This window comes from Rhizobium sp. YTU87027, from assembly GCF_050644135.1.
Lineage (GTDB): Bacteria > Pseudomonadota > Alphaproteobacteria > Rhizobiales > Rhizobiaceae > Rhizobium.
In genome coordinates this window covers 181,728-193,806 of record NZ_CP098442.1, presented here as the reverse complement: position 1 = coordinate 193,806, position 12,079 = coordinate 181,728, and the positions used below count along the sequence as shown (strand labels likewise).

6 protein-coding genes, 6 pseudogenes and 1 other annotated feature are annotated in these 12,079 nt (G+C 57.8%); of the genes and pseudogenes, 6 read left to right on the top strand and 6 right to left on the bottom strand.

Annotated elements, in window-relative coordinates; genetic code table 11:
- Window positions 1-162: 162 nt before the first annotated feature.
- From NBG89_RS29640 to NBG89_RS29630, 3 genes and pseudogenes are all read left to right on the top strand, one after another.
- Window positions 163-1,265 (top strand): IS3 family transposase gene (locus NBG89_RS29640; RefSeq protein ID WP_416068523.1). Its coding sequence is split into 2 segments (ribosomal slippage): window positions 163-424 and window positions 424-1,265, totalling 1,104 coding nucleotides; the frame shifts between segments, so codons are not numbered across the junction.
- 320 nt (window positions 1,266-1,585) lie between these two features.
- Window positions 1,586-4,136: pseudogene (locus tag NBG89_RS29635) on the top strand (DUF3141 domain-containing protein).
- Between the two features lie 67 nt (window positions 4,137-4,203).
- A pseudogene (locus NBG89_RS29630) lies at window positions 4,204-4,515 on the top strand (transposase); the annotation flags it as partial.
- A 45-nt stretch (window positions 4,516-4,560) separates the two neighbouring features.
- On the opposite strand, the pseudogene NBG89_RS29625 reads toward NBG89_RS29630, so the two are convergent.
- The 4 genes and pseudogenes from NBG89_RS29625 to istA all read right to left on the bottom strand — a co-directional run.
- Window positions 4,561-5,476 (bottom strand): annotated as a pseudogene (locus NBG89_RS29625) (transposase); the annotation flags it as partial.
- Between the two features lie 76 nt (window positions 5,477-5,552).
- A pseudogene (locus NBG89_RS29620) lies at window positions 5,553-5,666 on the bottom strand (IS110 family transposase); the annotation flags it as partial.
- A gap of 258 nt (window positions 5,667-5,924) precedes the next feature.
- Window positions 5,925-6,680 carry an IS21-like element helper ATPase IstB gene (istB, locus tag NBG89_RS29615; protein ID WP_431324657.1) on the bottom strand — a complete coding sequence of 252 codons (756 nt, stop codon included), beginning with the start codon at window positions 6,678-6,680 and terminating at the stop codon, window positions 5,925-5,927.
- A 12-nt stretch (window positions 6,681-6,692) separates the two neighbouring features.
- Entirely contained in the window at window positions 6,693-8,204 is a 1,512-nt protein-coding gene (istA, locus tag NBG89_RS29610; RefSeq protein ID WP_416068575.1) for an IS21 family transposase, read from the bottom strand.
- Window positions 8,205-8,406: 202 nt separating this feature from the next.
- On the opposite strand from istA, the pseudogene NBG89_RS29605 reads away from it, so the two are divergent.
- Window positions 8,407-9,580: pseudogene (locus NBG89_RS29605) on the top strand (IS3 family transposase).
- Window positions 8,634-8,750: a sequence feature (AL1L pseudoknot), on the top strand. (Overlaps the previous pseudogene by 117 nt.)
- A gap of 39 nt (window positions 9,581-9,619) precedes the next feature.
- Here the strand turns inward: NBG89_RS29605 and tnpC are convergent.
- Window positions 9,620-10,692 (bottom strand): annotated as a pseudogene (tnpC, locus tag NBG89_RS29600) (IS66 family transposase); the annotation flags it as partial.
- 72 nt (window positions 10,693-10,764) lie between these two features.
- Entirely contained in the window at window positions 10,765-10,917 is a 153-nt protein-coding gene (tnpB, locus tag NBG89_RS29595; RefSeq protein ID WP_431324656.1) for an IS66 family insertion sequence element accessory protein TnpB, read from the bottom strand.
- A 38-nt stretch (window positions 10,918-10,955) separates the two neighbouring features.
- Between tnpB and NBG89_RS29590 the strand changes: the two genes are divergently transcribed.
- Together NBG89_RS29590 and NBG89_RS29585 are read left to right on the top strand one after the other, a co-directional pair.
- Window positions 10,956-11,207, top strand: coding sequence for a DUF5372 family protein (locus NBG89_RS29590; RefSeq protein ID WP_416065938.1), 252 nt, complete (start codon window positions 10,956-10,958; stop codon window positions 11,205-11,207).
- A gap of 192 nt (window positions 11,208-11,399) precedes the next feature.
- Window positions 11,400-11,861 carry a helix-turn-helix domain-containing protein gene (locus tag NBG89_RS29585; RefSeq protein ID WP_062369699.1) on the top strand — a complete coding sequence of 154 codons (462 nt, stop codon included), beginning with the start codon at window positions 11,400-11,402 and terminating at the stop codon, window positions 11,859-11,861.
- The last annotated feature ends 218 nt before the right edge of the window (window positions 11,862-12,079 follow it).

Below are 12,079 nucleotides of genomic sequence, written 5' to 3'. Positions count from 1 at the left end.
ACGTTTTGCCGCCATGACAGCCAATTCAAACCAAGCGACTATTAGAGCACGTCCACTTTACTCGGGGTCATACCCGCAAGTGATCTGAACCCTTCAAACTGGACCAGTTTTGGCTAGAGTTTTCCGGTGCATTTTTCCTGGCTGGGAAAGGAACGGAAGACGATGAAAGCATCGCAGTTTTCGGACGCACAGAAGGCGTTCATTTTGAAGCAGGGTGATGAAGGCGTGACGGTCGCCGAGATCTGCCGGAAGGCGGGGATCAGCCAGGCGACCTATTTCAACTGGAAGAAAAAATACGCGGGCATGCTGCCTCCGGAGATGAAGAAGCTGAAGCAGCTCGAGGACGAGAATGCGCGGCTGAAGAAGATCGTCGCGGATCTGACGTTGGACCGCGAGATGTTGCAGGACGTCATTCGCCGAAAGCTCTAAGGCCTGCTCGCAAGCGGGAGATGGTGAAAGGCATGTGCCAGGACTGGGCGATATCGATCCGGCGTGCCTGTGGGGCGCTGGACTTCGATCGGTCGACCCATCACTACACCTCCCGCCGTGCCGATCAGGCCGGTCTTGAGCGTCGTATCCGTGAGATCTGCGAGACCCGTGTCCGCTATGGTTATCGTCGTGTGCATGTGCTGCTGGAGCGCGAGGGTTGGGGTGCCAATATCAAGCGGACCTACCGCATTTACAGGGACTTGGGCCTGCAATTGCGTAACAAGACACCGAAACGCCGGGTGAAAGCCAAGCTGCGCGAGGATCGGCAAATAGCCGTCGGACCGAATGATGTATGGGCGATGGACTTTGTTCACGACCAGCTCGCCACCGGCAAGAAGCTACGCGTTCTGACCGTGGTGGACACCTTCTCACGCTACGTCCCGGTGCTTGATCCAAGGCACAGCTATCGCGGAGAAGATGTTGTGCAAACGCTCGAGCGGGTATGCCGCCAGATCGGCTATCCCAAGACGATCCGCGTCGATCAGGGCACCGAGTTCGTATCACGCGATCTCGATCTCTGGGCCTATGCGAAAGGCGTCACGCTGGACTTCTCACGCCCTGGCAAACCGACCGATAACGCATTCATCGAGGCGTTCAACGGCCGCTTCCGGGCAGAATGCCTGAACCAACATTGGTTCCTGACCCTTGCGGATGCCCGCGAAAAGATGGAGGATTGGCGTAGAGACTACAATGAGGTTCGGCCACATGGTGCGATCGGAAACAAGGTCCCGATCGCACTGATGAATCCGGGAAGCGTAACCAGCCCGCCTCCCTGACTGAAGCCGGAAAACTCCAGCCTCCGCTGGTCCAACGTTTGGGAGCGGTTCAAAACCACCGAGACTCTAATCGCCGCTCGATGAAAGTTCAGTGGCAGGTCAACCTAAACGCACACCTCGAACCCTTGGTCGGATGTTGGACAATGTTCGGAATGAGCCATTGTGTTTCAGCGCGATCATGTTGTTACTAAAGAGTTTCTCGTTTGGCATGCCACGTGCGGTTCAAAAGATGGGCGAGATACGTCTCACGATTAGCGATCCGAGGAGATCAACAATCTCGGAACTGCTCGCCGCAAAGTTGTTGAGGTTGCCTGTTGGTAATGGGATCACGACCGAGGACTTCGACACATGCAAGGATCGACTCGCGTGATGACCGAAGAGGTGGGCAGGCAGACTGCTGCCCAAGCCGTACCATTCGGCTCACATCCGTCGAACGAGTTTATGTCGAACCTGAGCCTGCCGACCATCGACAGCGGCAAACGAGCGAAGGAGAGCATATCATGGCAAACCAATTTGCAATGCACGATCCGGTCCGCCGTTCGAAAGCGACATCAAGTCAACTAGAACAGTTCTGCATTCCACGTTGCTTTGGGACCTTCCTAGAAGACATTGTGGCTGCAACCAATGGCGCTGCGTTCACCATATTGATCGCCCTACATCGGCGCATTCAGCGCATAGTCAACGCCCAATTGGAGAGCAACGCCCACAAACTCCGGAGTAATAAGGAGTTGTTAGCGCGGCTGCTCGAAGTGAACGAAAACGGAAAACTTGAGGCGTTTTGGTGGGAATACCTTCAGGACGCGGCCGAACGCTCCGCGTTAACTGCGGATGTCTTCAGAGTGACTGGCGACCTCTTCAACGAACATGAGGCGGCCGGATGTCCCCCCGTACTGTTCTACGAACATGAAGTAATCATGGATGGACGGGATTTGCCCGTAAAGTCCAATTATTTGTTGCTTCGTATAATCCCGCCAGATGATGTAGTGGTCGATGAAACTCGTCGCCCAGTTATTATAATCTGTCCGCGCGCTGGACATGGTGTAGGCGCTGGCGGCCACAACGCCGAAAGCCAAGTTGGTTGGGCACTGCGCTGCGGACATCAGGTCTACCTTATTTCGTTCCGACGCCTGCCGGAGGAGGGGCAGAATCTCTCTAGCGTCATGGAGACCGAAATGGTATTCGTCCGCGAGGTCGCGCGTCGGCATCCAAACGCCAGCAAACCAGTCTTGATTGGAAACTGCCAAGGTGGTTGGGCGACTCTTAACCTCGTTGCAACATACCCCGACTTGGAAGGTCCCGTCGTGGTCAATGGCGCTCCAGTGTCGTTCACCGCGGGCAAGCTCGGACACCACTCCTTCCGTTACAATGCAGGTCTACTCGGTGGGACTTGGACAGTCATGTTCCTGTCCGATCTTGGGGGCGGACTATTCGACGGCGCCCATCTCACATTGAATTTCTTGATGTTCAGACCTGATCGTCAGCTGTTCCGCTATTTCGATCTGTTCCGCGACGTAGACACGGCGCAGGAGACTTTTATTCGAGCCGAGACATGGTGGAGTAGCTTCTGCCTTCTCGCTGAGAACGAAATCCGTTGGATCATTGAACATCTTTTTGTCGGCAGTCGGCTCGTGAAAGGCCGAGCTCGATTGGAGCCTGGGCGACCAGCTATCGATCTGAAGGAAATCCGCGCACCCCTTGTCGTCTTTTCCAGCCACGGCGACCAAATTACTCCCCCAGCACAAGCAAGAACTACGCTTGCTCGGCAAGCGCATCATCTACTTACTAAACGATGAAGTTGGCCATCTCGGAATTTTCATCTCGTCAGATGTCATGAGCAAAGAGTACCACGAGGTCGTCACAACGCTAGATGCAATCGAGTTGCTGGCACCCGGTATCTATGAGCTATGCATTAAGAATTTCAAAGAGGTTGGAGCAAACGAGCCTTATTCTGTCGAAATCGCGGAGCGCAGCTTTGACGACATTAGAGCTCTCTGCGACAATTTTGATTGCGAAAGCGCCTTCACCGCCGTCAGCCGCGTCTCCGAGTTTCAGGCGCAGCTCTATCAGATGCTGGCACGCCCGTTTGTAAAGATGGCAGTCACGAATTTTGGAGCAGAACTCGGCCGGGCCATGCACCCGCTGCGTCTTTCGCGGACGTTAACGTCTTCAAACAATCCGTTCACTGGCAGCGTCGAGTATGCAGCCAAACTGGTAAGAGAATGCCGCCACAAAGCCTCAGAGGATAACCCCTTTCTAGCTGTGGAAGCTGCCTGGGTCCTGAGCGTTAGGTCGACCCTGGAGTTCTGGCGCGAGTGTCGTGACATGTCCAGTGAGATGTTGTTTCTCACCCTCTGGAACACGCCTTGGGTATGCTACATTGAACATTTCCGCAAGTGGAACGAAGAAAGCACCCTTGTTGATGATCGGCAGCAGGTATCCGGATCCATTACAGCGCTTTCGGACAGCAAAGCCGGCGGCTTCGTCGAAGCTGTCATTCGCATGTTGGTGCTCCTTGTGAAAGATCGTCACTCAGTACGCCGCGATCGTCTCAGGCGCTGGGTGGATGTCCTCAAAATTGAACCTTTTAAGTCGCTAGACACTGAACGCCTGCAAACCATAATTCGTCAGCAGGCATCTATAGCCAGCGATGAGGTGGAGCACGCGATCCAGACCCTGCCGATTCTGTTGCCCGAGTGCGAGAAGCGACGCCTTGCCTATCGCCTCGTATGCCATATCATCGGCCCAGCGAAGGAAATGCTTCCGGGAACTCGTGCATTGTTGCAGCAGTTCGCCGAAGTGCTCGAACAGCCTCGCGCCGAAGGCGATGTTGCTGAGAATCCATTGTCGATTGTCCCGGATCAGCGCCCATGAGACAGCGTTGGTTTAGTTGAGAAAAGAGGATTTTCGGCTCATCGTAGCTCTATCGAAGGAAGTGAACATGGGACATAAATCCGGGCCGCAGACATCGGCGGCCGAGAAGACAATCAAGGACATTCGGCGCCCCACGCGCAAGCATCATTCGGCCGAGGACAAAATCCGTATCGTGCTGGAGGGCCTTCGCGCCGACGACAGCATCGCCGCGATCTGCCGTCGCGAGGGGATCGCGGAGCGCCTGTATTATAGCTGGTTGAAGGAATTCCTGGAGGCGGGCAAGAAACGGCTTGCCGGTGACACCGCCCGCTCGGCGACCAGTGATGAGGTGAAAGCGCTGCGTCGTGAAAGCCGCGATCTGAAGGAGGCGCTAGTCAACGGCCGCCTTGTTGTTGTGCATTCGGGATTGGAGGCTATCCAGCTATGACCCAAGACGGTCGCGGGCTCGATTGAGGTGGAGCAAGCACGTTCGGGCACCATGGATCAACAATCTACGCAGATAGGAGCTGCTTGCTGATACCGAGCAACGTCGTCTTGCCTCCGGTTGAATACTCTCGGGGAACCAGACCGAGCCAAGCCGCCATGTCGCGTGCTCTGCGGAACTGCCGCCCAGTCCCGGCTGCAGCCATGAGACCCGTTGCCGCCAGAGCGCCAATGCCGGGAACGGTCATCAGTCGGCGTTCGGTGTCGCTGCCATCGGCGACGGCTTCAATCTGTCGACTTGCCTCTGCGATCCGGCTCTCCAGGTAGCGCATGTCCTCGAACACCGTCCAACGCGCGTCACGATCCTTCTGGGCAAGCTTGGCCGGCCTTGTCCTTCCAGGCCTCGGGGATCTCGCCCGCTTTGATCGCCTCTTTCTCGTCCTGGCTATTGTGCTGCTTGGGGGCCTGGATGATCGTTGCACCAACGATCTGACCGCCCTTGGCCAGGTAGCCGGACCGCAACAGATGCTTGTCGAAGCGGGGCGAACAGATTGTCGATGGCACCGGCCCGCACCAGGTTATCGCGAAACAGCCAGATCGTCTTGGCGTCCGGCACCTTCTCGGACAGGGAAAGGCCGAGGACCCGCATGAACGACAGCCGGTCCTGTATGACGAATTCAGCCTGGTTGTCGGAGAGATTGTAGAGCGCCTGTAGCACCAGGATCTTGAACATCAGCACCGAAGGAAAGGCAGGCCGTCCCCCCCTTCGATCCGTCGGATCGCTTCAGCGCCTTCGCCAAAGACTTCTCGAATACAGCCCAGGGAATGATGGCGTTGAGCTTCTCCAGCGGATCGCCGACGGCACTCACCTGCTGATACCGCTCGTCCAGATCCCAAAAACCAGGCTGTCCCCGCATCGTCCGTTCCCTGCAAGTCACGCAAGCCGGATTGAATCAGAAAACTCGCGAAAGCGGGAGGTTTTTAGAGGCGTCCAATTATGTCGCTCTTGTTGGATTTGACGTAGGGCTTCACGAACTTCGCCGCCACGATCCTTACCTTGTGGCCAAACCCCTGAAGCTTCCTCGCCAACCACTGTGATCCTGGGCACACTGAACCGCGCCGGGTTTGCCGGAGGCTCCAACTTCTGAGAAAGTGGAGCCGATATGAGCAAGACAACAAACAAATTTTCACCTGAAGTCCGCGCCCGAGCAGTGCGTGCGTATTCCGACGAAGCCGGCCATCGATTCCGATTTGAAGCCGGCCAGTCATTCCGATTTCATTCCGGCCGGCGTTCCGATTTGAAGGCGGCCATTTCTCGGACTGATCCTGGGTCTGTCTGATGTTTGGATCTGGTTTCGTTTCAGGTCAAGCTTTGGTGTTTTCGGGTGCGACTGGCGAGCGCTGTTTTCGCATGCTTTCGCCGGTGAGATCGATGCGATAGGCGTTGTGAACGAGGCGATCCAGGATGGCATCGGCAAGCGTTGGGTTTGCGATGATTTCGTACCAGCGATCCAGGGGCACCTGACTGGTGATGATCGTCGAGCGCCGCTCGTAGCGGTCTTCGATGATCTCGAGGAGATCGCGCCGCTTATCATCGTTGAGTTTTTCCGGTCCCCAGTCATCAAGGATCAGCAGGTCGGTCTTGGCCAAGGATTTGAGGATCCTGCCGTATCGCCCGTCGCCTCTTGCAAGTGCGAGCGTGGCGAACAGCCGAGGAACCCGGTGATAGGCGACGGAGAAGTCTTCGCGGCATGCTTTGTGACCAAGCGCGCAGGCAAGCCAGCTTTTGCCGACGCCGGCTGGCCCAGTGACGAGGAGACTGTGATGCTTTCTGATCCAGTCGCAGCCGGCAAGCGCCATGAACAGGTTGCGATCGAGGCCGCGAGCGGCCCGAAAGTCGGCATTCTCGATCTGTGCATCATGGCGTAGTTTGGCGGCCCTGGCACGGGCTTCGAAGCGCTTCTGTCGGCGCATGGTGGCCTCCCGTTCGAGCAGTATGGAAAGCCATTCTCCATGCTCAAGACCGCGGGCTTCGGATTGTGCGTCAAGCTCCTGGAAGGCTGTTGCCATGCCGTAAAGGCCGAGTTCGCGCAGCATGTCGATGGTGGGATTGCTCAGCATTGGTTTGTCTCCTCAATGAAAGTAGTCGGGGCCACGCAGATTTGCGTGATCAACGATGGCCGTCGGTTCGGTGGAATGGCGCGCGGCCCTGTGGTTGGCCAGGAGCGAGGCGATGCTCTTGCAGTTCAGACCGCCGATCTCGACAGCGCGAGCTGACACCGCCTCGGCCCGATCTCGCGTGATATCGCGAAACAGGCGCAGAATGCCCAGGCATGTTCGAAAGCCCTGTTCAGGATGCGGACGACTGGCAAGAACAGCAGTGATCAAACCTTCGGTCTGCGGCCCAATGGATGCAGCCCAGCGCCGAAAGCGATCGGGTGTCCACTCGGCATATCGCCGATGGGAACTGGGCATATGATCCGGGTCGGTTCCATGCCGAGTGCCGCCATACCGCCGCTGATGAACGGCGACGCGCTTGCCGCGGTGGAAGATCTCGATGGTGCGTGCCGTCGCTCTCAAATCAACCTGCTGGCGAATGAGGCCATGCGGTACGGAATAGAGGAAGGTCTTGAACTCGACGTGATAATCGGTCGACACGCGGACCAAACGCCATTCGGCGAATTCGTAGTCTTCACCGGGAAGATTGGCGAGCGCGGCGCGCTCGACACTCTCAAACAGCTGCCGGCGACTGACGCCGAGCCGGCGCATGACATGATCATTGATGCGATCGAGTGCCTGGCCAATGGCAGCATTAGCCTCAGCAAGCGAGAAGAACGTGTGATTGCGCAGACGCCCTAAGATGCACGATTGGGCAAAACGGACCCCGTTCTCAACTTTAGATTTGTCCCTGGGCTTTCGTGGCCGTGCTGGAAGAACGCCGACGCCATAGTGAGAAGCCATCATGCCGTAGCTGCGGTTGATCTCGGGATCATAGAAACTGGCGCGACTGACGCCTGACTTCAGATTGTCGGGAACGATCAGCCGGGGAACGCCGTCAAAGAAGCGGAACATCCGGACATGTGAGCCGATCCAGTCCGGCAGTGTTTGCGTCCAGGTCGCCTCCGCATAGGTGAAGCTAGACGCGCCCAGCACCGCCACGAATATCTCCGCTTCGCGGATCTCGCCGGTCTTGCGATCAACGATCGGAATCTTCTTGCCGGAATAGTCGACGAAGACCTTGTCGCCGGCCGCATGCTCCTGGCGCATCGTCGGCGAAAGCCGTTGCTCAAAGCCACGGAAGAGCTCACAAAAGCGACTGTAGCCGTAACCCTCTGGATGCGACCCACGATACTCCTCCCAGAGGATAAGCAGGGTGACGCCGGGCTTCTTGAGCTCGACGGCAAGCTCGGCCCAGTTGGGTTCGACGCGTCGTCTCGTGCCCTGTTTGACGCCATTGCGCGCAAAGAGCTTGTTCTCGAGCGCGTCATCGGTCAGTTCCCCCGGTAGGGGCCAGCTCAACCCAACTGCTGCTGCGCGCTGAAGATTATCCTGCACCGTACTGCGGGCTATTCCCAATACGACGGCGATCTCGCGGGAGCTCGTCCCGCTTCCGGCAAGCCGAAGCATTTGTCTTAATTGTCTCATGGTCAGCCTTCTCTTTGCCGGCATCAAAATGTCCTCGTTCATCGCGAGGTGATTGATGCCAAAGTTGCTGACCCAGGGGGTATCTTCAGTGTCGAAAACTGGCCGGATTTTGATTGGAATGGTGGCCGGCTTCAAATCGGAATGGTGGCCGGTCTTTGGTCGGATTGGCGGCCGGCTTCACGTCGGAATCCGCACAGTGCGGATGGTTTTGGATCACCAAGGGGAATATTCCTCGCGATGGGCGGCGGTTTCCTCGATCGCCGCCAAGATCGGCTGCATGGCGCAGACGCTCAATGAATGGGTGAAGAAGGCGGAAGTGGACGATGGTTCCCGGCCTGGACTCCCAAGCGAAGTCGCCGAGAAGATGAAGGCTCTGGAGCGGGAGAACCGCGAGCTTCGGCAGGCCAATGAGATACTGCGCAAAGCGTCCGCTTATTTCGCGATGGCGGAGCTCGACCGCCCATTGAAGCGATGATCTCCTTTATCGACGAACACCGCTCCGTATTCGGGGTCGAGCCGATCTGCAGGCTGCTGCCGATTGCCCCATCAACCTACTACGAGAACGTTGCCAAACGCCTGGACGTGGACCGGTTATCGGTCCGCGCCCGCAGCGACATTGCCTTGAAGATCGAGATACGCCGTGTGTTCGAGGCGAACTTCCGCGTCTACGGCGTGCGCAAGGTCTGGCGGCAATTGAAGCGGGAGGGCTTCGATATAGCCCGCTGCACCGTCGCCCGGCTCATGCGATCGATGGGACTTCAGGGTATCATCCGGGGCAAGCCGATCCGCACGACGATCCCGGACAAGACGGCTCCGAGCCCGCTCGATCGGGTGAACCGCCAGTTCAAGGCTCCTGCGCCGAACAGGCTCTGGGTTTCGGATTTCACCTATGTGGCCACCTGGCAAGGCTTCGTCTACGTGGCCTTCGTCATCGACGCCTTCGCGCGCCGGATTGTCGGCTGGCGGGTGAGCCGGACGGCGCATGCCGGGTTCGTCCTCGATGCTTTGGAACAGGCGCTTCATGAGCGGCGTCCCGTTCATGGTGGCGGCCTGATTCACCACTCGGACAGGGGCGTTCAATACGTGTCGATTAAGTATTCGGAGCGATTGGCGGAGGCAGGCATCGAGCCTTCCTCGGAAGCGTCGGCGACTCTTACGACAACGCCCTCGCCGAAACGATCAACGGCCTCTACAAGGCCGAGGTCATCCATCGGCGAGGACCGTGGCGCAGCTTCGAAGCGGTTGAATTCGCCACTCTGGAATGGGTCGACTGGTTCAACCATCGACGGCTTCTGGAGCCCATCGGCAACATTCCCCCCGCCGAAGCCGAGGAGCAGTATTACGCCATGCTGGACGAACCAGCCATGGCTGCATAACTTAAACCAAACAGCCTCCGGCAAACCTGGCGCGGTTCACGACAGCGCTTCCTCTGCGATCGAAGAAGGCTTCAGCTTGATCACATCATGGAACTTGCGCCGCACATGCGCCATGCAGGCGGCTTCGATGATCTGGTTGCCGTAGAGTTTCTTGTAGCCCCCGTAGCCGCCGGCATGCATGACGCCGCTGAAGCTTGCGAGGTGGTCAGCCGGATGCGCGCCCTTTCGGTCAGGACTGTAGTAATAGGCGATGGCTGCGGGAGTGGCGGATTGATAGCCACTGCCGTCAAAGACGTAGACCCAGACCCTGCCGGTTTTTGTCTTGCCCCGCCCGGGGTCGAGAACATCGACCGGAGTATCGTCCGTATGTATTCGGTCGAGCGCGGCGATATGGGCTCTGATCAACAAGACGAGTGGTGTCAGCAAAGCGGATACGCGGCCGACCCAGTCGGCCATCACGGATCGGGAGATGTCTATCCCGAGCCGGTCGTACATCTCTGACAGGCGGTAGAGGGGAATGTGATCGTCGAATTTGGCGATCATGATATGGGCGAGTAGTCCCGGCCCGGGTTGGCCGCGCTCGATCGGCAAGATCGGCATTCCGCCTGCCACCGTCGTATCGCATTCCCTGCAGATCATGCGCTTCTCGACATGCCGAACAATCTTGACCGACGCCGGCACGTGCTCCAACACCTGAACCACCCTGTCGGGCGCACTTCAGGAACGAAGTGCCACCGCAGGTCGGGCAATTGCAGGGAGCCGCATAGACCAGTTCTTCGGTGGCGAGATCATCGGGGAGAGGCTTGCGCTTCGGCTTCTCGGATTTCCAACTCCGGCAGAGGAGTTTTCCCGGAGCGCTGTTCAGCCTCGGCACGGGAGGCCTCGATCTCCTCCAGCATCAGCTCGAATTGCTCGATCTTCCGGTCGATCTTTTCCGAGGACGCGCCATGCTGCCGATGTCGGAGAAGCTCCAGTTGCGCGCGAAGAAGCCCAATTATGGAGTCTCGCTTGATGACCTCGGCTTCCTGGCTCTCAAGTTTCGCCGCCTGTTCGGCGACGAGTGCGCGCAAAGCAGTGAGCTCGTCCTGACTGTCCAGCGGCGCTGTTTCCATACCCGCGAAACTAGCCGATTTGCCTCTGACGCGCCAGCATTAAGCCTCGGATGCCTCTGCAAAATATTGCTTTTATCCCGTTCGGCTGGGAGCTGACGTCCACGCCGGGCGTCGCCAATCGCTCCCCTCAACGAGCATGGAAAGCTGCGCCTGCGTCAGGTGCGCTACCCCATCCTTCGTCGTCGGCCAGGGAAAGTATCCGCGCTCCAAAATCTTGTACCTCACAAGAGAATGCAGCCGCGACCAGCGCAGATGAGCAGCTAGTGCGGGTCACACATCCGTTTCATCCACTACTTGGACAGCAGTTGCCGTGTGTCGGCAGGCGCTGCAATTCGCATGGGGAGCGTCTTTTACTGCAGACAGAGGATGCCACCGTTTGGTCCGTTCCCCCGCAATGGACTGACCTTGTGAGCCCAGATCCTGAAGTTGTCATGGGCAACGGACGGTCGCTCTTGCGGGTCGCCGACTTAATGGAATTGGCCGCCCTGGTAGAGCGCCTTTCCAGAACACGATGATGTGCGGATGTGTAAAGATAAATATGCCGCATCTGTAAAGCGGATTATGCCGCATATGTCTTATTTTTGTGGAATTATTCCCGCAATTACAGGACTGAATGATGCTAAACCATGAGGACCACCTTGACGAGGCAGAAAAATACGTCATAATTAACATTACGATTACGTCGCTTCATGTCCTCGGAGCCATCGATGTCTGCGAAGTACGACAGCAAGCGCACAAAGACGGATGCCCTCATCGAAGAGGGTACGTTCAATCCCACCCCCGAGAAGGTGCGCGATCCAAAGTTTCGGGGCAGCGAGTTCTTCGATCCGCACGACGCCGTGCAGGTCAAATACGAGATGCTGCGTCGCGTCTCCATCGACAAGGTGTCGGTGACGGAGGCCTCCGACGAGTACGGTGTTTCCAGGCCGACCTACTACCAGGCCAAGGTGAACTTCGATATGGCCGGCATTGCCGGACTGGTGCCGACGAAGCCGGGGCCCCGCGGTCCCCACAAGATCGACGACAAGGTCGTGGCATTTCTGCAGGCGCAGCTCGCTCCAGGAGAACCCGTTCGCGCCCGGGAACTTGCCAAGCTGCTTCGCCAGGAACTCGACATCGAGCTTCATCCCAGATCGATCGAGCGGGTTCTAAAAAAAAGCGGCAGGTAAACATTGCCGCGACGGCGGCATGCCCGATCCTACCGTCGACCATCGCCTCCCAGTACGAGGTCTTGCGCAAGGCTGCTCTCGGCGCAGCGCTGCCGCTTATGGCCCGTAGCGGCCTGATGCTCTTTTTGCGCCGGGGCATGTGGGGATGGGCTCAGACGCTGACCGCAACAGCAAGCACCCCGCGAGAGCAGAATTACCCATCGTCAATTGCTTGGCCG